The following is a 22,366-nucleotide window of genomic DNA, read 5'->3' as shown; positions in this document are numbered from 1 at the left end:
GGAAAGGTAAATCTTTTAGAAATCTCTTGGGCGATAGCCTTCGCCACCATTATCGTCAATCAGCCGTCCCTCCTCGCTATGATGCTCAAAGCGGAGCCAGAGTTGCTTACCGGGTGGCAAAGTAGCGGCAAACTGCCAACAGATGACACCACGCTGATTGTGGTTGGAGATCTTAGCTTCAAATTCCTGCGGTGCAAGCCAGGCATGGTCACTGGCGATTCCGCGTAATTGGTCCTCACCGTAACTATGGGTCAAAACCCGGCCAGTAAGCATTCTCTGACCGTCAGGCAATTCAAACTGCTCCAAAGACAGCGGCGCAATCGCCTGCTCACCGAGCAAATAACGCTCTTTGGCGGTCAAGCCATAGCCATGGCCATTGTTATCATCTACATACAGGCGATTATCAGCACGAAACTGCAACCGAAAGCGAAGCGGATCAAACACTGCAATGTTTCCACTCACCCAAAGCTCTCGCCCTGGACCTAACCAGCGTTCAAAGTTGGCTGGGTAGCCACGCCATACCCCATCCAGATCCTCACACAACACTTCCACACTCTTGGTAAAAGCAATGTTCCTGACCTCCATCCAAACTCTTGCTCCCCGTCGGTTATTACGCCACTCCGTTTGCAACAGGTTCTCAGCGTAAAGAAAACGAATGGGAAGATGTTCGGGGGAAATTTGATGTTGTTTTACCAGTTTCCGATAGTCACTGGGCGAGCAGCCTTCAAGCTGGCGAAATGCACGAATGAAGTTACTGGGTTCCGAAAACCCCAACTCGGTCGCCAAACGGCGCACTGAGATATCAGTATCTGCCAGCCTTGCACGCGCCTGGATCTGCCGGACTTCCGATAACAAGGCACTGTATGAGACCCCGGAAAGCTTCAATTGCCGCTGCAGATTTCGGCCCGACATGCCAAGTTCACCCGCTAGCTGCTCCAGTTGCAGCACCTGCGGCAATGCCTTGGTTAACGTTTGCTTGCACTGTTCTACCAACGATAACGATGGGCCGGGATCTTTGAGGAGTTGTTGTCGATAGTAATCAAGTAACTGAGGCACCTTTGGAAGCTGACCACCATACTCAGCCTGCTTCAGAGCATAGGGAACCAATAGCTGGTTCATCTTCCCCCGGCTACAGTGAGTTAGTCCCAGCTTACTGGCTTCCTGCCAACACTCCCGCTGGACAAACTCCCACTGCCAATTCTCTGATTCCTCCTGGTTAAACTCGGACAAACGCAAATCCAAAGCGCGGATAAGATGCAGCAACCACAATGGCAACGGCTGTTCGCTCTCAAACCTAACCGCAAGACCACTTCCATGGTGACGAATAGAGATAACAATACCGCTGGTAAGCAAAGTGAAAAGTCGGGCCCATGCATGCAGCCCATGTTCCAGGTTTGGCCAGGCCAACAACTGGTAATCTGCGTGAGACAGCAGGTTGTCTAAGGTGTAACGCCCATGGGTCAGCTCCATCGATTTAATGGGCAGGTGCTGATAAGACAAATCCAGCTGCTGCTGCACCAATAGCTCTGTGCTCTGACTCTCTGATGTCACCTGATTTACCTTTGTCTGACTTTTTACGTCGAATGGATCTGATTGTAATTGCCCCTATCTCTTAGTTAGGGCGTTTCAAACCTTATAGTGACACTTTCAGACACAGGACAGGAGGTCAATCAATGTTGTTTTGGCTTATGTCACAGTTAGTTACTAATGCGGCGATGTACGACCCCATTTATGCTGCAACGCCTCAGCTGGCCGTGGTGCAAGCTGCATACGCTAGAACTCAGCATGAAGTGACTTATGATGGCAGCTACATCGCTATTCCCTATCCCAATGGGGATGTACCCGCAAACATAGGCGTGTGTACCGACGTCGTTGTCCGCGCTTATCGCATGCTGGGCATAGATCTTCAGCAGAGAGTGCATGAGGATATGACCTTGCACTTTTCGAAGTACCCTTCCAATCGCATCTGGGGGCTCACCAAACCTGACCCCAACATCGATCACCGCCGGGTTCCCAATCTTCAAGTGTTTTTCAGTCGTCATGGAGAATCCATCCCGGTCACCAAGGAAAGCAAAGACTATGAGCCGGGCGACCTGGTGACCTGGATGCTGCCAGGAAACCTTCCCCATATTGGCATAGTGACCAATACCTACGATGAAGACAGTGGTAGACCGATGATAGTGCACAACATTGGCCGGGGACCGGAGCTGGACGACATGCTGTTCGACTACCCGATCACGGGGCATTACCGCTACTGGTAGCGAACAACGAGCAGACTGGCAGTAACAAAAAGCTGCACAGGTTTGAACAATCAGTCGTCTCAATTACACTGTTTTTAAAACAGATAGCTGATTATTTTTGTAAAAACTGCAATGAAAGCTCGCTCAGATGATATTGAACTTCTGCTTGCTGTGGTCGATAGCGGCGGCTTTTCAGCCGCTGCTGATGCGTTAGACCTGCAAGTCGCCAAGGTTTCCAGAGCCGTTAGCCGGCTGGAGCAACAACTAAACACCTCACTGCTTAACCGCACCACCCGCCGCGTAGAGTTAACTGAAGAGGGAAGGCGCTATGTAGATGGCGTCAGAATAGGACTCCAGCAACTACAGCGAGCAGAAGAGGAACTGAATACCGGTGACAAGTTGCCACAGGGACGATTGCGAGTCGATGCAGCCAGTCCATTTGTTCTTCACCAGTTGGTTCCTCTGGTTCAAGCGTTTCATCAGGCTTACCCGGATATCCAGTTAGAACTGACCAGCAACGAAGGTTTTATCGACCTGTTAGAAAATCGGACTGATGTGGCTATTCGTGTGGGTAAACTTTCAGACTCAAGTCTGCACGCTCGACCAATGGGCTACAGCAAGCTTTACATCGTTGCATCGCCTGAGTACCTGGCAAGGAGAGGCTATCCAAGCACAAGTTCCCAATTGGCACAGCACGAGCTTATAGGTTTCATCAGCCCTAAAACCCTGAATCGATGGCCACTGGCTGGCGGCCTGGAAACAGAGCCAACACTAAGCGCCAGCAACGGTGAAACCGTGCGTCAGTTAACCTTGAGTGGCAACGGAATCAGTTGCTTATCGGGCTTTATGGTGAGTGAAGATATTGCACAAGGGCGCCTAGTGGCACTTCTGGAATCGGAACGCAGCAGCGATAAAGAACGAGAATCGATCAATGCCGTTTTCTATCGCTCTTCTGCCGTTTCAAGACGTATAACCGCTTTTTTGGATTTTATTCAGCCAAAACTGGCATTGTAATCCTTCAGCGCAAAAAATAACGGAACAGCCTAAAAACCACATTAAAGCTGAAACAAGTTATTTATTTCAGATAGATAGATGTCAGACTTTTTTACCAAACAAATGGCTTTGCCTTCTAGAGTATTCGTTAATTCATTTAAATACATAAAGTTAACATCAATGGAATGATTTTTGCCTTTAGCTCACCCAGTTCTTTTGAGTAACTTAATGCAAATTTGCCTATCAGGCTTTTTAAACAAGGATGAAACAAAATGAAGAAGTACATTGCTGCTGCGGCATTACTAGCAGTATCCGGTGTGAGCCACGCATCACTGATCGATTTTGAGTCAGGTCTTGATCCAATATTCAACTACACAGAAGTGACTACGGGCTCAGGCAGTCAGAGCGCGACTTCTGGTTACGACGCGATGCAGGTGTTCACTGGTAGCAATGGTTTTGCATTCAATCCTTTCGCAGCGTCACCATCTGATTTTGTTTTGGCCGATGTTAACGGCGTTTTTGACCTCGGCTCATTTGCCATTGCTGGCGCTTGGGGCACTCAAACGTTGATGGTTGAGGGCTTAAATGATGGCCAACTGCTTTACACTGACTATCTGGATGTCAGCACCTCTCCATTTGAGGCTATTTTCAACTGGGTAGGCATCGATCAACTGACAATCTCGGTTGATCCAAATGGTTATGTAGACACGACCCCCAATGCAGGTTCTGGCCAGCACTGGGTACTGGATAACATGATCATCAACGAATACGTGGGCCAAGATGTACCAGCCCCATCAGCTATCTTGCTGATGGTTCTCGCCGGTCTCGGACTGACAGCCGCTCGCCGTCGCTAGTCCGCGGTTGACGAACAAAAAAGGCATCCAAACGGATGCCTTTTTTGTGCGCGGGACGTCAGGTGTTCGACTGCACAGAAATAGTTACCGGGCCATTAATTGCGATACCCACTTTTTGGCCTTCCATAACTGCTTCGGTCTGCATTTTCATATTGCCATTGAAATCTACCTGGCGGTCGATAAAGCGATCGAGAGAACGATACACTCGTCCCTCACCTCCAAAATTCAAAGTTACCTCATTGCCGTCACCATCCAATGTTATTGCAGTCATCTCCAATCGCTGAAGGGTGATTAGTGCACAGGTTTCGCCCTCGTATTCCACCACCTCAAGAAATTTCATGGTGGCACTTCCATCGACACTCAGGTAACTGCCAAACCCCATCAGTTGAGCCAGTTCTGCGCCTTCAAATTGCCAGCTCTCACCAAGAGCTACCATACCATCAGGGTAACTCTCGAAGTCATCGGTATAACCCGTTTTCAGCTCCCGACGTTGCTGCTCGGTTGGCTCTGCACCTAACAATTGCTTTTGCCATTGCCCCTGCTTGTATTGTATCAGCAGGCTATGCCCTTCAAATATGCCGGATTCCGAAGTCACACTCTCTTCTTCACCCAGAATAACTTTAGTATCAACCTGCTCTTTAACAATGGTCAGCTTCAGAACCGTTGGCCGTCCAGCCTCTTCTGACAATATCTCTAATTGAGATGTATCAGTTCCCATAATCTCTGCGCTTCCCTGCAGGTGCTGCCCCTGCAAACTAAGCGTTAGCTGGCCATCATAAAGGTGGAAGTTTGACTGGGTATGAACAATCAACCCTTCTTGGAATTTCTCTGCTCTCAGACGGTGCCCTTCTTCCACTTGCTCACTTTCATCGGCAGGAAGCTCACTTTTTTTCGCAACTTCTTTTTCTGTTGTGTCCGGAGACTTGTCAACGAAGTAGAGACCCAAGCCAAAAACAAGCAGGAGACCACCAATAGCACCTGCCACCGATCGTTTGATTTTGGGGGTTGCCAACTGAGCACCGAGTTGGCCACCAATGCTCAAAAAAAGAAATACGAGTCCCGCCACCACCAGAATGGTAGGCAGCGGGGTCGATGACAAAGAGCTTAGAATCTCTGCCATAGGGCACTCCATTGCGTTAGTAAGTAAGGTTACTAACTGAAGTTAGTAGAGATTTTCCCTTATTCAAACACTCCTGTAGATACGATTATTACGAATTTCACAAAGCTTAATTGCTTTTCACCTTCTTAATCGCAATAGAAACCGCACTACACTATTGGTCATCGAATCGGGCTCACCTAATCCCTTGGAGCATTACCATGTCTAGTTCACTGTTCAGAACTATCCAACTGGGTCAACATACATTGCCAAATCGTATCGTTATGCCGCCCATGACTCGCTCTCGCGCTTCACAACCCGGTGATGTCGCTAATGCGCTAATGGCCGAGTACTACGCGCAACGAGCATCAGCAGGCCTGATCGTCACTGAAGGCACACAAATCTCGGAGCTGGGTAAGGGGTACGCATGGACTCCCGGTATCTATTCGACACAGCAGCTAGAAGGTTGGAAGCTAGTCACCGACGCCGTACACCAAAAAGGCGGCGTAATATTTGCGCAACTCTGGCATGTTGGCAGAGTGACGCATCCTGACAATACAAATGGCCAACAACCTATCTCGTCTTCAGCGATTAAAGCTGAGAATGTGAAAGTTTTTGTCGACAACGGCAGTGACGAACCAGGCTTCGTTGATGTCGTTGAACCGAGAGAAATGAGTGTCGAAGAGATCCGGCAGGTCGTGGAGCAATTTCGTCAGGCGGCTCTGAATGCCGTAGAAGCCGGTTTCGACGGCATCGAACTACATGCCGCCAATGGCTATCTCATTAATCAGTTTATTGATTCAGAATCAAACCAGCGCACCGATCAATACGGCGGCAGTCTGGAGAATCGCCTTCGATTTCTGGATGAAGTTGTTGCGGCCATGGTTGGTGCAATTGGCGCCGATCGTGTGGGTGTGCGATTAGCACCTTTGACCACACTAAATGGCACTGTCGATGCTAACCCTATTGAGACTTATACAGCTGCGGCTGCTTTATTGAACAAACACAAGATTGTCTATCTGCATATCGCGGAAGCAGACTGGGATGACGCGCCAGAGATGGCGAAAAGCTTTAAGCAGGGGCTGCGCGATGCATATCAAGGCGTACTGATTTACGCTGGCAAATACAGCACAGAAAGGGCGCAAGACGCAATAGCATCTGGCCTGGCAGATATGGTTGCCTTTGGCCGCCCGTTTGTCGCCAATCCCGACCTACCTGAACGTATTAAGCAGGGGTACCCCTGGACCGAGCATGACCCCGCGACTTTGTTTGGCGGTGGAGAAAAAGGCTTAACGGATTATCCAGAATACCAAGTGTAATAGTTGAATAGCTCAGCCGAAAGGCTGAGCTAGTTGACCTCTGCACACGGGTAGTTCGCCGCAGCTTCTTTTGCCTGCTCAATCACACTGCTGGAGGTCAGGGTCATAAAAGTACGGAAAGGTACACCGGCTTCATCCAACATCTTGGCGACCCAGGTGTTGCAGGTGTTAGTCATGTAGTAACTGCCCTCTCCCTGATAGAACCAACTTTGCCCATACAACCCTTTCTGGGTTCGCAAAATTTCGCCCTGCGAATCTCTGGCAAAACTACGACTAATCGCCACCATCAACTTATCCAGCGCCTGTTGGGACAGTTTGAGTTCAACCACATCAGATTGAGGAAAGAAGGTCTGTGGCTCTTTAGGCAAAGAAACAACATGCATAACGCTCTCTGTTGGCCAGAAGATGGCGCGCACGGTAATGCCAGAGGTGATCTCGTCGGCCTGATAAAAGCCCTTGTCTCCCCACCCAATTTCGTAGAAAGCGGAAAACGGCAGAGTTTGATGTATCTCCGCCAAGTCCTTGGGAATGGCTGACGCAGGCACCACCAGGCCAGTATGCCAACCGTGGCCTACCACATAGATTTTGGGTAGAGGCTGATTGAGTTCTTCGTCAGTCGGTAAATACTGCCAGCGTGTTGAGCAGCCTACGCAGAAAAAGCTGGCCAGCAACATCAAGCCGGCCACCAAGTTGAAGGTGTTACGCATCCTTTGCTTCGTTTTTATTCTCATGCTTTTGTCAAAAGAGTAAACGAAATCAAATCGAATCGGGGCAACAGAGCGCCAAGACAGAGCTGAAAACCTGAACTAACGAACCTCTGCGGGGTTTTCACTGTCGATATAGTGATACACCACTCGCGTAGTGATATTGCACAGCAGTTCATAACCTATGGTGCCACATAGCATGGCAATCTCATCTACGGTCGGGTTATCCCCCCACAGGATCACCTGGTCGCCCTCTTTGATATCAGCGTCACCAATATCGACCGTGATCATATCCATGGAAACACGTCCCACAATGGGATAGCGCTTGCCGTTTATCATGACGGGTGTACCGCTAGGGGCATGACGGGGGTAGCCGTCACCATAACCCATAGCAACGACCACAAGGCGGGTGTCTTCTGTCGCTTGCCAGGTGGCGCCATAACCGACACTGCCACCAGCTTTTAGGTCACGGACAGCAATAACCCTTGTTTTCAAGGTCATCGCCGGTTTTAAACCCAGCTCGTGAGCATCTTTGTCCGCAAACGGAGAGGCGCCATACAGCATCACTCCGGGGCGAACCCAATCTTTTTGAGCTTCTGGATTTTCGATAATCGCAGCTGAATTGGCCAGTGAGCGCAGGTCTTTCTGCCAGGTTTGGGTGCATTGGTTGAAGAGAGCCAGTTGGGCCTCTGTCTGACCGGTTTCAGGTTCATCGGCAGACGCAAAATGCGTCATCAACACCACGTTTTTTACCGAAGGTGTTTTCTGCAACCGCTGATAGAATTCAGCAGCCTGCTCAGGCGCCACGCCTAGGCGATGCATCCCTGAGTCAATTTTCAGCCATACGGTGACGGGACTATGCAGATGGGCACGCTCCAGAGCTTCCAACTGAGACATCGAATGCACGCCGATTTCGCAACCGTGTGCTGCAGCGACGCCCAGCTCGCCAGGATCAAACACTCCCTCAAGTAGTAGGATGGGGTGTTCAATACCGCCTTTACGCAGTTTCAATGCTTCCTCAAGACGGGCAACAGCAAATGCATCAGCCGTTGACAGTGCCTCGGCCACAGCCAGTGCGCCGTGGCCATAACCATTGGCTTTGATAACAGCAAGCACCTGGCTTTCAGGCGCGTAGTCGCGTACCCGCGCCAAGTTATGGCGCAGGGCAGCTAAATCAATAACAGCGTGAGCAGTGAGCAAAAGTGGTTAATCCTCGGGTTGTGGCCCGGCGAAGTTGTCGAAACGGGAGAACTGTCCCTGGAAAGTCAGTCGCACACGGCCAATTGGGCCGTTACGTTGTTTACCAATAATGATCTCAGCGGTGCCTTTATCCGGACTATCGTCGTGATACACCTCATCTCGGTAAATGAACATAATCAGGTCGGCATCCTGCTCAATCGCTCCCGATTCACGCAAATCCGAGTTTACCGGGCGTTTATCAGCACGTTGTTCCAATGAACGGTTAAGCTGAGACAGAGCAACGACGGGAATGTTCAGTTCTTTAGCCAGCGCTTTCAATGAGCGAGAGATCTCAGCGATCTCAAGCGTCCGGTTTTCACTCATGCCGGGCACCTGCATCAGCTGCAGGTAGTCCACCATGATCATGCTTAGACCACCATGTTCTCGCGCAACTCGTCGAGCGCGGGAGCGTACCTCTGTGGGAGAAAGGCCTGATGAATCATCAATATACATCTTGCCCTGTTCCATCATCATGCCCATGGTGGAGGAGATACGAGCCCAGTCTTCATCCTGCAACTGGCCAGTACGCACGCGGGTCTGGTCGACACGACTGAGTGAGGCCAACATACGCATCATGATCTGCTCAGCAGGCATCTCCAATGAGAAGATGAGCACAGGTTTATCCTGTCTCAACGCTGCATTTTCACACAGGTTCATGGCAAAGGTGGTTTTACCCATTGATGGACGGGCTGCAACAATAATCAGGTCACTGCCCTGCAAACCGCTGGTCATCTTATCCAGATCGGAAAAGCCGGAAGATACACCAGTGATACCGTCCGTTGGATTGCGGAACAGGTCTTCAATTTTGGAAACCGTTTTACCCAAGATGGAGTTCAGGTCCTGAGGCCCTTCATCCCCTTTACTGGCACGACGTTCGGCAATGGCGAAGACTTTTGATTCCGCCATATTGAGCAGCTCAGCACTGTCACGCCCTTCGGTATCAAAACCCGCTTCAGCGATCTCATTAGCCACGCTGATCATCTCGCGAACAACCGCACGCTCACGCACAATTTCAGCATAGGCATTGATATTGGCGGCACTGGGGGTGTTTTTCGCCATCTCACCGAGATAGGCAAAGCCGCCAGCATCATCGAGCTGGTTTTCGTTTTCCAGGGTTTCTGAAACGGTCAACAGGTCAATAGGCTGGCCGCTTTCAATCAGCCGCGCCATCGCTTCAAAAATCAAACGATGTGAGCGTTGATAGAAGTCGTTGTGACCCACACGTTCAGCAACACGGTCCCAGGCTTCGTTATCCAGCATCAAGCCACCCAGCACCGACTGCTCCGCTTCAATAGAGTGCGGTGGTACTTTCAGCGCTTCAACCAACTGGTCTCGGTCGCGCTTAAAGTCTTTCTTAAAGTTACCCTTAAAGGATGAGCTGGGTGTAGACGCCATCTGAACTTAAAACCTGATTAACGAGGGTCGGTTATTATCGCTAATACCGCCCATCGAATAAAGCAGCTAAACCTAAACTAGATCCAATAAATCGATTTTATTTGGAGAGGAGTGTATTCGATACCATGCGCCCGCGTCAGGCATACGACCGCCATGGATGGCGGAAATGGCGAAAATGCAGGAGTAATTTTCGGCCGTACTTCCTGTACACAGCGTGCCCCGCGAAGCGTAGTGGGTATCATCGCTCTAGTGCATTTGCATGCCCCACGAAGTGTATTGGGTACCGTGCACCCGCGTCAGGCATACGACCGCCATGGATGGCGGAAATGCCGAAAATGCAGGAGCAATTTTCGGCCGTACCTCCTGTACATCGTCGCTCCTGTGCATCCATGCACCCGCGACATACCGTACTTCCTGTACATAAAAACGCGCCCACAGGGGGCGCGTTAAATCTAGCCGCTCAGTTTCTCTTTTAGCTTTGGTGACGTCGCCACACCAGCCAACCAAAACCAGCAACCAATAATCCAAACAAGGCTAAAGGTCCTGGCTCAGGCACAATACGAGTCGTCGTAATTTCAAAACCACCAGCAATGCCTTTGAAGCTACGTTCCTCGTCATCACCGGTTCGTTGCATACGCAATCCAAACGCATTGATATCTGTAAGCTCAGCATCTAAGCCAGAAACATCAAACTTAACCAGCATATCGAACAGATCGTCATGTTTGTCCAAAGCGATCAGTGAATCGAATGTACCGTCAGTTAAGGTATCGGTTGGCAAACCATTAAGGTTCGCGTTGGCCTCAAATGCTGATGCATTGGTGTCGTCTTCCTGATCGAAGCTAACCATTACAGGTACCGAGTGATCATACACCATCCAGCGGCCGGCATCCTGCAATGCGCTCTTCCATGTAGCATCGATGTCGAGATCAAAACCAAGGGCTAAAAAGGCACCATCATCATCACCGCTGGTATTGAAATGAAACAGCCAAGTGTCATCCACATCACTGTTATCTGTTATCAACAGGTCCAGAGTTGAAGGCGGAACCGCATCGTCCGTGGTAGTAAATCCAAAATCATCATAATCAAGACAGACTTCGTTTGAAGCAGTCACATACGTATCGCAATCCACTAAAGCAGCAACAGAATGCCCAGACAACAGGATGGCGAATACGGCAGAAAGTGATACAGCTGCTCTCATCATTCTTCTCCGTTATAAATACAAACGCCCATACCTAATTTGAGTGATGCATATCACAAGCCAATTTCACAAAGCTCATATATTCAATGTGTTAACTTCACACTCAAGGAGCCATTGGAAGAAACCGTAAAATAAGCAAACACTAACTTTCAATATAAACCCATCCCCTGACTTCACCAGGTGAGCCAATGCCCGTGCTGAGGTATACTGCCGCAACGGTGATACGCCGACTCCTCCAGAGAAGATAATAAAAACCTTAGGATTCCAGCATGAAAAAGGGCCTTATTTTAGGGTTGAGCCTGGCAATTACTGCCTGCGCATCAACAACACCGGAGTCTGATGCTCAGCTCCAGTACACAGCCCCCAAGAAGATCACTCCTCCCGCTGTCGATACGCTTAAACCAAGTGAAACACTGACATTGGAAAAGATCATGGCTCACCCCGATTGGATGGGTAACGCGCCTTTAGCGCCGTTTTGGAGCGATGATGGCAGTCACCTTTTCTACCAACAAAAGGTTGTCGGCAAAGAACAGTACCAACTGGTTAAACGTGCTGTTGCTGGCAGCGGCAACGGCGATGTAGTCTCCCTTGCAGATGAATACCGATTCGGCAAAGCTGCAGGCGAGTTAAGTCCAGATAACCTTAATGTTGCCTATAGCTGGCAAGGAAACATCTTACTGCGCAGTGTTAAAGACGATACCGTTCGCGTCCTGACACAAACCAGCAACCAGGATGCTTCCCCACTGTGGCTAAGCAACGAGTTATTGGCATTCAAACGCGGTTTTAACTATTTCACCGTGTCTCTCTCCTCAGGTCAGATTCAGCAACTGACCGACTTGCAACTAAGCGAAGCCCCAGAGGCAGTGCCAGAGCCTGAAGACCATATTGCTCGCGAACAGCACAAGCTGATCGCTTATGTCGCACTGAAACAACAAAGAGCGGCAGAAAAAGATGCCGAGAAACAGGCTCGTTTGGCCGATGATCCCACTATGGCGGTAGCGCCCGTTTATTTGGGCGAAGGCAAAGAGGTGATAGAAACCAGCCTGTCTCCAGCCGGCGACCGACTTATCATCGTGTTGCGTGAAAAACAGGAGCGCCCAGATGGCGACATCATGCCGAATTACATCGGTCAGGATGGACGCATCGAAAGTGTCAGCGTTCGCCAACGCGTACATGACCAAAAAGCCCCTGAAGTCAGCTTCTGGAGCCTGGGTCTGGCTAACAACGAATTACAGCAGATCGATACCAGCTTCCTGCCGGGCTTGGGCGATGATGTCCTAGCCAGGGTCCGCGCTGAAAACGCCAAAATCTATGGTGACGAATACCAGCCACCGGAAGAGGACAAAGGTAGAAACCTGCTTCTAATCGATGATTGGTACTGGTCTCAGTCCGCCATTCAGTGGAACAAAGATGGCACACGTGTCGCCCTGATGGTAGCGACATGGGATAACAAAGACCGCTGGCTGGCTGAACTCGATTGGCAAAACCAGCGCTTAAACAGTCTGCACCACCTGCGTGACGAAGCCTGGATCAACTACAAGTTCAACAGCTACGGTTGGCTGAACCGATCAGACGATATCTACTTCCTGTCTGAGCAAAGTGGTTACTCCCACCTGTATCTGATGACGCCGGGCAAACGCGCCAAAGCACTGACAAAGGGTGAGTATGAAGTCGACCAGCTAACGCTGACTCAAGACGACCAGTTCATCTATTTCCAGGCCAATGCTAAACACCCGGGGATCTACGAGATCTACCGCGTAGATTTGGCCAGCGGCAAGATCGATGAACTGACGGACCTGAACGGTATGACGGAGTACGTACTGAGTCCGGCCGAAGACAAGCTGCTACTCAGTCACTCAAAGTTAGATCAGCATACAGAGCTGTACCTGCAAGAGGTCAAAGGCGGCGCTAAAGCCACGCGTCTGACCCACACCGTCAGCAAGGCCTTCAGCGACTACCCCTGGGTGTTACCAGAAGTGGTGGCGGTGCCTTCCAGCCACACCGAACATCCAATCTATGCCAGAGTCTACTACCCGGCAGACTTTGATAAGAGCCGAGCTGATAAGTACCCGGCCGTTATCTTTAACCACGGCGCAGGTTACCTGCAGAATAGTCACCTGGGCTGGTCAGGTTACTTCCGCGAGTTTATGTTCCACAGCCTGCTGACCCAGCAAGGGTACGTGGTCATGGATATGGACTATCGTGCGTCCAAGGGCTACGGCCGAGACTGGCGTACAGCCATTTACCGCGATATGGGTCGCCCTGAGACTGAAGATCTGGCGGATGGTGTTAGCTGGATGGGTGAAAATGCCAATGTCGATACTCAGCGTGTTGGTACCTATGGCGGTAGCTACGGTGGCTTCATGACCTTTATGGCGCTGTTTACGCAGCCAGACCTGTTCCAGTGCGGCTCGGCGCTTCGTCCCGTGACGGATTGGGCTCATTACAACTACGGCTATACCAGCAATATCCTCAATACCCCGCAGGTTGATCCTCTGGCTTACGAGCGTAGCAGTCCCATCTACCACGCAGAAGGTTTGAACAAGCCGCTGCTGATCAATGCGCCGATGCTGGATGACAACGTGTTCTTCCAGGACGTCGTGCGTTTAGTGCAGCGTTTGATTGAGCTTGAAAAGCAGGACTTTGAAACCGCGATCTTCCCGGTTGAGCCACACGGCTTCCGTCAGCCATCCAGCTGGCTTGATGAATATCGTCGCATTCACAAACTCTTTGGTGAGTGCCTGGCGAAATAACCGTGTAAAAAACTAAAAGCCACTCGTCTGAGTGGCTTTTTTTACTTCTGGGCACAGGACTATTTACTCTGCTGTGTTCGCTGTAACTCTCTAATTTCGCCCCACAACGCCTCAGCGTCGGCACTTATCATTGAATAGCTGCGAATATCGCCCCGCCGTTGCGCCAACATGGCTTGCTCCAACATCGCGTTATATCGCTTTTTCATTCTTTTCACGGGATCTGGACGCAGAAACTGAAACATAAGCAGACCTCTTCAGTTGGTGATTTAACTGACTGGTTTTACGTCAATCACCCACGAAAAGATCGTGAAGATAGTAAAAATGGCTGCGGTTACACAGAGGGGGTCCAGATTGGTTTTGTCCTGAACACAGCGTGCCCCGCGAAGCGCAGTGGGTACCATGTATCCGCGGCATACGACCGCCAAGGATGGCGGAAATGTCGGAAATGCAGGAGCAATTTTTCGACCGTTCGTCCTGAACATCGCCGCACCTATACATTTGCATGCCCCACGAAGTGTTTTGGGTACCATGTATCCGCGGCATACCGTTCGTCCTGAACATAAAAAACCAAGCCGGTTCGGCTTGGTTTCAGTTGAAACAAACAGAGGTAAAACTAATTCAGCTACTTGCTTAAGAATGCATACGCCGCAGTAAATGCCTGCTCCTGAAACTGTTTCAGGCCAGTTGCTTTAAACTCAACAGGCATCGGATTGCGTTTTACTGTCTCTTTAATTTCGGTCGCTGAAATAAGATCGACATTCAACTCTTTGATAAGCTGAATGGCTGATTCCAGTTTGAAACTAACAGCGCCACCGGCAAACTTGCCCTTGGTCATGCGCTCTTTGATAACAACCTGCTCAACCTTGTAGTCTTCCATCAGCTTGGCAAAGTCAAACTGGAACTTGCGCATCTCTTCTGTGGTTGTCGACTTGGAGATAGCAATACGTGATGTGCGGCAATCTGGGATCTCAAACAGCCCCTGTTCCAGTGACAACAAGCAAATAATCGCTTCACTGCCTTTTAGTTCAACACCACATACCTTCATCACTTTTCCTCACACATAACCACGGCCGACTGCCAATGGCGCATAGTGTAAGTGAAATCGAGAAACACCGCAGAAATCTTTTTGTTTCTACCGTTTACTCCCAGCCCGATTTCCAACGGCGATTATCGTATAGTTCCTGCCACTCCACCGTTCGCTCTTGATGAGAGCCGACCGCCTCCATAGTGCAGGACTCGATAGCCCCCTCTTCGTCCATCGATATGTCAGTGACCACATAGTGTTTGTGCGAGCCTGTGCCCCCGACATTGGTCCACTTGCTCATGCGAAGTTTGTTGGGATTGAAAGTGTTCATTATTTGGCCCTCGCTTCAATCACATTTTAGTCCGGACACGGACTGACGATTAGAGATTTAGAACGAGATAGATGAGCGGATGGATCTTAACTACTGGCAGGTTTAAACACAGAACGCTTCTGCCAATGTGAACCTTGGTAATCACGGGTTTGTTTGCTGCCCTGATTCAGCCAAAGTGAATGGCGATTGAACATGATTTCAGGGGCATAGTGCTTCGCCAGACTGGCTTTGGGGTAATGGCGCCACGCGGCATATCTTCGCTTATCTGTTGCTTCCAGGAGAAACGCCTCGCCATCTTTAAATGCCACCACCCAGGCATGCCCTTCATTTCTGTAGTTGCCCATAACAACACGGGCATCAATGCCGCTGGCAATCAGCCAGTCAGCCAACAGCAGCGCATGGTCCTCACAGTCTCCACGGGTGTAAAGATAAGCTTGAGCCGAGTTCTGCCATAGGTCACCTTTCTGATATTGCTCGCTGTCCAGTTGGTACTGTTTACGGGTCGCAACCGTGTAAAGGGGCACCCAAAGCTTGTCGGTTTGGAACGGTGAATACCCCACCAGGTAACTGTTTACGAAATGGTGCTGATTATCTAAGCCTTGAGCGGTCGCGGTGCTATAACCATCGGGCTCAAATCGCCATAGGTAGGTGGTGTCTGTCTGACTCTGTTGTGACCGAATGAAGGCCACAATATCCTGTTCAAACACATTTTTGCCATTGCTGAGCACATGCACTGAACCTCTCTGATTTGCAGAATCAAGCATTCGCACAGGGATACGATTGGCCGCGTCTTCCATTTGCGCAGACAGCGCATTTGCCATCACACGCTCCAAACTGGGAGGACGATCTTTCTGCATGCCTACGTAAACAAGACAAGCAAACAGGAGCAGGTAAATGATCCAACTGGCTTTCATTACGATCTATTTCTAGCTGCTGATTCTGGCCGCTGAAAAATGCCTATTTAAGGCCAAAAGAGATAATCAAGGCGACAAACAGCAGGATAGTTGACGCAAAGATGGCAACAGCGACATTACCCTCTTTCAACTCCTGTTCGATGTCGATGTTTTTCAAAAGCTTGTTATCGATAAACCGCAATGCCAATACACCGACCAACAGCGCCACCAAGGTATAAATCAGGTTAACTGCAAGGTTGAACAGCGTCGCAGTTAGAAATTCTCCGCCCATAACTCTCTCTTACTTGATCAACAATTTCGGGAGAGGGGCAATCCCTCTCCCATATATAACTTACATCCCCAAAGGCATACCGTTGGCGGTCAGACCTTCAGCTGCCAACGCTAATTTGGATTTAATAAGACCATCTTCCACTTTGACATAGCCAGCATCTGCCAGCGCCTGATAAGGAGGTGCGCCAGCATCGGCAGCCATATCAGCCAGTGACTGACTCAAAGACAGGTCCAATTCGCCAACCAGGCTTTGCATCAGCGCCATCGGATTGTGCTGCAATGCTTCAAAGTCTGAGGGCTGGATCACCAGACTCCCCTTAGCACTCACTTCACCGCTGCCGGCCCCCATCGGGCCCATCACAGAAAGATCATTGATACGCGTATCCAGGGCCACGTCAAATCCTTGATTAAACAAAGCAGAGAAGGCTTGAGTCGCTTCGTCATCCGTCATCATCTGGCCTTGGTTAATGGTCTGAAGCGCCTTCATCGCCTGCCATGAAAGATTGTCTAATGTCACTTCGAATTTGGCATCAAGCATGCTGATGTTCTGTTGGCCATCAGAGAAATCAAAGGAAGCGACAGCAAACTCATTCTCCAGCAAGGCGTTCTCTCCCTGCTTCTCGTTGCGACTGGTGAACTTCAGATCCACCAGATTGAATTTGGTTTGGCTGTCAGGATCGTGAAACGTTACCGACGCCACCTTGTAGAAGCCATCCGTCATCAAAAATACACCGTCGTTCTCTTCGCCAACTCCTCCAGCTGTCATCTCATCCATAACGAATGTGCCTTCGCCATCGCCAAACTCCATGCCCTGCCATGTAAACTCAAACATCTCTGCATACCCCGAAACGGTTGCGTCGACAGAAAGCGATAGCGGTTTGATGTGTGCGACGGAGCTGTCTTCAGGATCTTTGCTTTCAATAGAAAACGCTTCCATCAGCATTTCCAGAGACGCGTTGCCGAATAGCTGATTTGCATGCCAGCTGATTTCAAGAGGTAACTCGGTGAAGGTGGTCTCTTCACGCAATTGAGAGAACATATCCCCCTGCTGCACCAACTCAACTTCACCCGAGGCCCCCCAGGGTAACAAGGTCACCTGTTCTGTGAATTCAAGCGATACTTCGCCATTCAGGGTGACCATAAACTTATGGGAGCGTTCAAAGAAGGAGCTACTGGTTTGTTCCATTTCAACCTCCATAACAGGAGATTGATTTAGTTTGGCGATGCTCATGGGGTAGATATTGTCGAGCATCTGTCCTGACGCATAGGTACCAGCAGCACACAGACCAATAACGCCGACCAGGCCGACGCCGATAACAACTGACTTATTCATATATGTATCCCTACGTAACAACATAACTTACTTGCAACCAGAAAGGCGCTCTAACAATGAAGTTAAAAAGGCGCATTCAGTCGCACATCAAGCAAATAGGAAGGAAAGGGGCTTCAGAACCTTGAAGCCGGGTGATGTCGCAATGACTTCCTTATCGCCGCTTTATTAGACAACAGCAAATTACTTAATCCAAGTTATCTGATCACATTTCATCCACTATTAATCAACCTGTTAGCTTGTCACTCATAGTTATTTACAATTTGTTAACTTTGATTTGCAACTCAGCAGTTACTATAAGTTGAGCCTAATAGATAGCAGATTTCAGTTATGAGCAAAAAATGGATGAAATGGGCACTGCCCGTCGCAGTGCTGGCCGTCGGAGCTGGCGGCATGAAATTGATTAAAGCCACCGAAAAAGCACCTGAAGAAGTGAAGGTGGTAGATACACGCCCAACTGTACGGGTATCTACGCTGCAATCAGTTGACTACCAGGTCACTATCGCCAGCTATGGTGAAGTTAAGCCATTGCAAAGCACCATGCTGGCAGCCCAGGTATCGGGTGAGGTCACGCAGTGGAACCCTAGCTTCACCGCTGGGGGACTGGTAAAAGAGGGTGATATCCTGTTTACCATCGAAAAGGACAATTACGAAGCGGCATTGATTCAGGCTCAAGCTGAACTTCGTCGTGCCCACGCCCTCCTGATCGAAGAGGAAGCGAAGGCCAAAGTAGCCGAAGCAGAAGCGCGCAGAATGAAAGATCGTACAGTCTCAGATCTTTACCTGCGTAAACCTCAGGTGATGAGTGCCAAAGCAGATGTACAATCTGCCGAAGCTGGGCTCAAGCTGGCTCAACGGGATCTGAACAACTGCGAAGTCCGCGCGCCTTATGACGCGCTGGTGATCTCCCGGGATCTGGGTGTGGGCCAGTTTGTGAATGTTGGCGATACGGTTGCTGAACTAAGCAGTATCGAAGCGGCTGAGGTTATTTTCCCTGTGCCTGGTTTTGATAACGCATTTCTACCTGATGCCATCGAGGGCAGCACCGCAACCATTGCTACCAAAGGCCTACACGGCATTGAGCGTCAGGCGGAGATCGTTCGAGATCTCGGCGTGGTTGATAATGCCACCCGCATGACCCACCTGGTGGCTCGTATTGAAGACCCCTACAGCCTCAATGGCAACCAACCAAAGTTGAAATTTGGTAGCTACGTAGGTGTTACCTTTAAAGGCAAAACCCTCACCAACGTATATCAGGTACCACAGGACCTTGTCAGTAACCGCACGCTGTGGTTAATGGATGAAGACAATAAACTCTTCCCTCGCCGGGTCGAAGTACTGCGTGAAGAAGGTGAGTATTTCTTTATCAGTGATGGCCTGAGCGCTGGTGAGCAGCTGGTTCTGACACTGCCTGAGTATCCGCAAAAAGGGATGGAGGTTAAGCTTGAAGCTGCCGCCGTCGCTCAACGATAGCGGGAGGCTCTTATGTCAGAGATAGACTCGAAGAAAGGCCTGATCGCCTATTTCGCCAACAACTCAGTGGCTGCCAACCTGATGATGTTTTTCATCCTTATCATGGGTGTGATCAGCTACTTTACGATTCAGCGCCAGATGTTTCCCAACATCGAACGCAACTACATTCGCGCGGAAGCAACCTACCGAGGTGCCTCTCCTCAGGAAATTGAAGAGAGCATTCTGATCAAGATTGATGAAGCGCTGAAAGATGTTACCGAGATTAAGCGCAGCATCTCTCGCGCGCACAGAAACTCCGGCTCTGTCACGCTGGAGATCAATCCAGATGCTCACCTGCCCGAAGTGCTGGACAAAGTAAAACTGCGCATTGACGGTATCGCTTCATTTCCTGCCGAAATGGAACCCATTACGGTTTACCAGCAGGAGTTCCGCCAGGAAGTAATTGAGATGTCATTGGTCGGTGACTACCCGCTGACCGAGCTGAAACCCGTTGCCAGAGAGGTTAAGAACGAGCTGCTCCAGCTGGGTAACGTATCCTTGGTCTATTTTGGCGCGCCGGAAGATGAAATCGCGATAGAGATCCCGCCTGAGGCACTGCGCCGTTATGACCTGACCATGGAAGATGTCAGTGCTGCTATCAGCCGCTATTCAGCCAATATCTCTGCAGGCCAGCTACGCACAGATTCCGGCATTGTATCGGTGCGTATCGAAAACCAGTTTTACAGCGGCGAAGAGTTCCGCAATATCCCAATTAAGATCGGTGCCAATGGCGCCAAGGTGCTTCTAAAAGACATTGCTACCATCCAGGATGACTTTACCGAGGGTGAGCACTATTTCCGCTACTCAGGTGAAAATGCCATCTACATGTCGGTCAGCGCCACCAAAGATCAAAGCATTATTCCTGTCGCGGACTCAGTAAAACGTTATATCGAAGAGCGCAACAAGACGTTACCCACAGGTATGCAGATTAAGGTATTGGTGGACTTCACCTATTACCTCAACGGCCGCCTCGACATGATGCTGAAGAACCTGCTTCAGGGTTCTATTCTGGTCGCTCTGATGCTTACCATCTTCCTGCGTTTCCGACTGGCGTTTTGGGTGATGCTGGGACTGCCGCTCTGCTTCCTTGGTGCCATCATGATGATGCCGGTATTTGGGGTAAGCATTAATATTCTGTCGCTGTTTGCTTTCATCATGGTACTCGGGATCGTGGTCGATGACGCCATCGTCATTGGCGAAAGCGCATACACAGAAATTGAACGAAGTGGAGGGGGCGTTGACAGTGTCGTTAGAGGGGCTAAACGGGTGGCAACACCAGCAACCTTTGGCGTACTCACAACCATTGCCGTGTTTGCCCCATTTGTGATGTCATCCGGGCCAGAGGGCACCTTCTTCTACATTATCGCCGTGGTGGTGATCCTGTGTCTGGTGTTCAGTTTGATCGAATCTAAGCTGATCCTGCCTGCTCACCTGGCACACACTAACTTCTCCCCGGTGAAAAAAGGCAGCTGGCGTGATCGTTTCAACACGCGTTTCTTTGGCTTCGTAAATGGGCCATACAAACAGTTTGTTACCCTGTGTACCGAATGGCGCTGGACCGTCTTTTTCGGCTTTGTCGCCCTGCTGGTAATCAGCTTTGGCCTGGTGCAAGCCAACCACGTACGTTTTGTTCCCAGCCCTAAAGTCCCACACGATTTCCCCAGTGTCTCAATCGAGATGAACGAAACCGTGTCGGACCAGCAAACCATTGATGCGATCCAGACCATCGAAGCTGTGATTATGCAGATCGAGGCGGACACGATAGCAGAGCATGGCCAAGGCATGATCCGTGACGTCCTGGCATTCAACGAAGAGAGAGATGAAGGCCGCATTCTAGCGCCTCTGGTAGATGAAGAACTGCGTCCTTACGACACCTTCGAACTGGCCCGTCGCTGGCGCGAAGCAATCCCGCCTATTGCGGGTATGAAATCGTTCACGGTTCAAGATGATGTTAATGGTGGTCGTGACGATGGCGAATTCGGTTACCTGCTGTTTGGTGCTGATCTTGAAACGCTTAACGCCGCTGGTCGTCAGTTTATTTCCATGCTGCAACAGCAGGAAGGACTGTTTGATATCAGCTCGACCATCGACCCAGCCAGTAAGGAAGTGCAGCTTCGCCTGAGCCCGGTTGCCTATGACCTCGGATTAGACCTGATGTCTATCGCCCGTCAGGTGGGTGCAGGCTTCTATGGCGGCGAGGCTCAGCGTGTATTGCGTGATGGTGAAGAGGTGCGCGTGATGGTGCGTTACCCCAAACTAACCCGAGAGAAGTTTGCTGAGCTTAAATATGCTGTGATCACTACGCCAAGTGGCGAAGAGGTGATGCTGGGCGATGTGGTTTATCTGGATGAAAAACCGGGTATCAGCTACATCCGTCGTGAAGGTGGTTTCCGTAGCGTCTACGTATGGGGCAACATCGATGAAGAGAAGATCGAGCCAAATGCAGTCGTCGAAATCATCGAAGAAACCATGCTGCCTCAGATGAAAGAGCAGTTCCCAAGCATTAAAACCGAGCTTGGCGGCTCCGTCGAAGAGCAGCAAGCCCAACAGAACGAACAGATGATGTTCTTTATTGCGGGCATGCTGATCGTCTATGTGCTTCTGGCCGTGCCGCTGAAGAGCTACGCTCAGCCAATTATTATCATGTCGGTGATCCCATTCAGTCTGACTGGCGCCATCTGGGGCCACTTCTGGTTTGGTATCGATATGAGCCTTATGTCGACCTTTGGTTTGATTGCTGCCGCCGGTGTTGTGATTAACGACAGTCTTGTAATGACGGACTACGTCAACCAGGCAAGACGTGCAGGCATGAGTGTTAAACAAGCGGTAATTGAGGCGGGATGTGCGCGCTTCCGCGCCATTACACTAACTTCCATCACTACCTTTGCTGGCGTTGTGCCCATTATGTTCGAAACCAGCCTACAGGCACGTTTCGTGATTCCAATGGCTGTCGCGCTGGGCTTTGCGGTGATATTTGCCACTATCATCACCCTGCTGTTGGTACCCTGCATGTACCTGATGCTGCAGGATATCGGCAATCTCTTCCGCAAACTGTTTGGACTGTATCGCCGTTCTCCAAAACAAGATGACGCATCGAATACCGTGGTAACAGAGCCCTAGCTTGTAACACCACGCCCCTGATAAAACGGCGCCCTGAGTTAGCTCAGAGCGCCGTTTTGTTTTTTCCTCTCATC

At 50.1% G+C, this 22,366-nt stretch carries 19 protein-coding genes; 7 read left to right on the top strand and 12 right to left on the bottom strand.

Annotated elements, in window-relative coordinates; all coding sequences use genetic code 11:
* Positions 1 to 15 precede the first annotated feature (15 nt).
* On the bottom strand, positions 16 to 1,551 hold the full coding sequence (locus tag ABEA14_RS06945) for a helix-turn-helix transcriptional regulator (RefSeq protein ID WP_345339170.1): 1,536 nt from the start codon (positions 1,549 to 1,551) through the stop codon (positions 16 to 18).
* Between the two features lie 164 nt (positions 1,552 to 1,715).
* On the opposite strand from ABEA14_RS06945, the gene ABEA14_RS06940 reads away from it, so the two are divergent.
* The 3 genes from ABEA14_RS06940 (at position 1,716) to ABEA14_RS06930 (ending at position 4,087) form a co-directional block, all read left to right on the top strand.
* Complete coding sequence (locus tag ABEA14_RS06940) at positions 1,716 to 2,261, top strand: DUF1287 domain-containing protein (protein WP_345339416.1); 546 nt, start codon at positions 1,716 to 1,718, stop codon at positions 2,259 to 2,261.
* Between the two features lie 111 nt (positions 2,262 to 2,372).
* On the top strand, positions 2,373 to 3,254 hold the full coding sequence (locus tag ABEA14_RS06935) for a LysR family transcriptional regulator (RefSeq protein ID WP_345339169.1): 882 nt from the start codon (positions 2,373 to 2,375) through the stop codon (positions 3,252 to 3,254).
* 251 nt (positions 3,255 to 3,505) lie between these two features.
* Positions 3,506 to 4,087 carry a PEP-CTERM sorting domain-containing protein gene (locus tag ABEA14_RS06930; protein ID WP_345339168.1) on the top strand — a complete coding sequence of 194 codons (582 nt, stop codon included), beginning with the start codon at positions 3,506 to 3,508 and terminating at the stop codon, positions 4,085 to 4,087.
* Positions 4,088 to 4,145: 58 nt separating this feature from the next.
* Here the strand turns inward: ABEA14_RS06930 and ABEA14_RS06925 are convergent, their stop codons facing one another.
* Positions 4,146 to 5,207: a hypothetical protein gene (locus ABEA14_RS06925; RefSeq protein WP_345339167.1), complete on the bottom strand. Its 1,062-nt coding sequence runs from the start codon at positions 5,205 to 5,207 to the stop codon at positions 4,146 to 4,148.
* A gap of 197 nt (positions 5,208 to 5,404) precedes the next feature.
* Here ABEA14_RS06925 and ABEA14_RS06920 point away from each other — a divergent pair, with 197 nt between their 5' ends.
* Complete coding sequence (locus tag ABEA14_RS06920; protein WP_345339166.1) at positions 5,405 to 6,502, top strand: alkene reductase; 1,098 nt, start codon at positions 5,405 to 5,407, stop codon at positions 6,500 to 6,502.
* A 29-nt stretch (positions 6,503 to 6,531) separates the two neighbouring features.
* On the opposite strand, the gene ABEA14_RS06915 is transcribed toward ABEA14_RS06920, so the two are convergent.
* The 4 genes from ABEA14_RS06915 to ABEA14_RS06900 form a co-directional block, all read right to left on the bottom strand.
* Complete coding sequence (locus tag ABEA14_RS06915; RefSeq protein ID WP_345339164.1) at positions 6,532 to 7,209, bottom strand: TIGR02117 family protein; 678 nt, start codon at positions 7,207 to 7,209, stop codon at positions 6,532 to 6,534.
* A gap of 99 nt (positions 7,210 to 7,308) precedes the next feature.
* A complete protein-coding gene (alr, locus tag ABEA14_RS06910; protein ID WP_345339163.1) occupies positions 7,309 to 8,406 on the bottom strand; it encodes an alanine racemase in 1,098 nt (365 codons plus the stop codon).
* Between the two features lie 6 nt (positions 8,407 to 8,412).
* Positions 8,413 to 9,840, bottom strand: a complete 1,428-nt coding sequence (dnaB, locus tag ABEA14_RS06905) for a replicative DNA helicase (protein ID WP_345339162.1) — start codon at positions 9,838 to 9,840, stop codon at positions 8,413 to 8,415.
* 472 nt (positions 9,841 to 10,312) lie between these two features.
* On the bottom strand, positions 10,313 to 11,041 hold the full coding sequence (locus ABEA14_RS06900; RefSeq protein WP_345339161.1) for a PEP-CTERM sorting domain-containing protein: 729 nt from the start codon (positions 11,039 to 11,041) through the stop codon (positions 10,313 to 10,315).
* A gap of 266 nt (positions 11,042 to 11,307) precedes the next feature.
* Between ABEA14_RS06900 and ABEA14_RS06895 the strand changes: the two genes are divergently transcribed.
* Complete coding sequence (locus ABEA14_RS06895; RefSeq protein WP_345339160.1) at positions 11,308 to 13,791, top strand: S9 family peptidase; 2,484 nt, start codon at positions 11,308 to 11,310, stop codon at positions 13,789 to 13,791.
* A gap of 59 nt (positions 13,792 to 13,850) precedes the next feature.
* Here the strand turns inward: ABEA14_RS06895 and ABEA14_RS06890 are convergent, their stop codons facing one another.
* From ABEA14_RS06890 to ABEA14_RS06865, 6 genes are all read right to left on the bottom strand, one after another.
* The gene (locus tag ABEA14_RS06890) at positions 13,851 to 14,033 is read right to left on the bottom strand and encodes a DUF6435 family protein (RefSeq protein ID WP_345339159.1); all 183 of its coding nucleotides are present in this window, start codon (positions 14,031 to 14,033) and stop codon (positions 13,851 to 13,853) included.
* A gap of 380 nt (positions 14,034 to 14,413) precedes the next feature.
* Positions 14,414 to 14,836, bottom strand: a complete 423-nt coding sequence (locus ABEA14_RS06885; RefSeq protein ID WP_345339158.1) for a DUF3010 family protein — start codon at positions 14,834 to 14,836, stop codon at positions 14,414 to 14,416.
* Positions 14,837 to 14,930: 94 nt separating this feature from the next.
* Positions 14,931 to 15,146 (bottom strand): TIGR02450 family Trp-rich protein, encoded by a 216-nt coding sequence (locus ABEA14_RS06880; protein WP_345339157.1) that lies wholly within the window; start codon positions 15,144 to 15,146, stop codon positions 14,931 to 14,933.
* A gap of 86 nt (positions 15,147 to 15,232) precedes the next feature.
* Positions 15,233 to 16,060 (bottom strand): transglutaminase domain-containing protein, encoded by an 828-nt coding sequence (locus tag ABEA14_RS06875; RefSeq protein WP_345339156.1) that lies wholly within the window; start codon positions 16,058 to 16,060, stop codon positions 15,233 to 15,235.
* Between the two features lie 43 nt (positions 16,061 to 16,103).
* Positions 16,104 to 16,331: a DUF350 domain-containing protein gene (locus ABEA14_RS06870; RefSeq protein WP_345339155.1), complete on the bottom strand. Its 228-nt coding sequence runs from the start codon at positions 16,329 to 16,331 to the stop codon at positions 16,104 to 16,106.
* A gap of 60 nt (positions 16,332 to 16,391) precedes the next feature.
* Entirely contained in the window at positions 16,392 to 17,663 is a 1,272-nt protein-coding gene (locus ABEA14_RS06865; RefSeq protein WP_345339154.1) for a DUF945 family protein, read from the bottom strand.
* 327 nt (positions 17,664 to 17,990) lie between these two features.
* On the opposite strand from ABEA14_RS06865, the gene ABEA14_RS06860 reads away from it, so the two are divergent.
* Together ABEA14_RS06860 and ABEA14_RS06855 are read left to right on the top strand one after the other, a co-directional pair.
* Complete coding sequence (locus ABEA14_RS06860) at positions 17,991 to 19,133, top strand: efflux RND transporter periplasmic adaptor subunit (protein WP_345339153.1); 1,143 nt, start codon at positions 17,991 to 17,993, stop codon at positions 19,131 to 19,133.
* Between the two features lie 12 nt (positions 19,134 to 19,145).
* Entirely contained in the window at positions 19,146 to 22,292 is a 3,147-nt protein-coding gene (locus ABEA14_RS06855) for an efflux RND transporter permease subunit (protein WP_345339152.1), read from the top strand.
* Positions 22,293 to 22,366: the final 74 nt, after the last annotated feature.

Source organism: Corallincola platygyrae (genome assembly GCF_039544265.1).
GTDB lineage: Bacteria > Pseudomonadota > Gammaproteobacteria > Enterobacterales > Neiellaceae > Corallincola > Corallincola platygyrae.
This window is presented reverse-complemented; position numbering and strand designations above follow the sequence as displayed.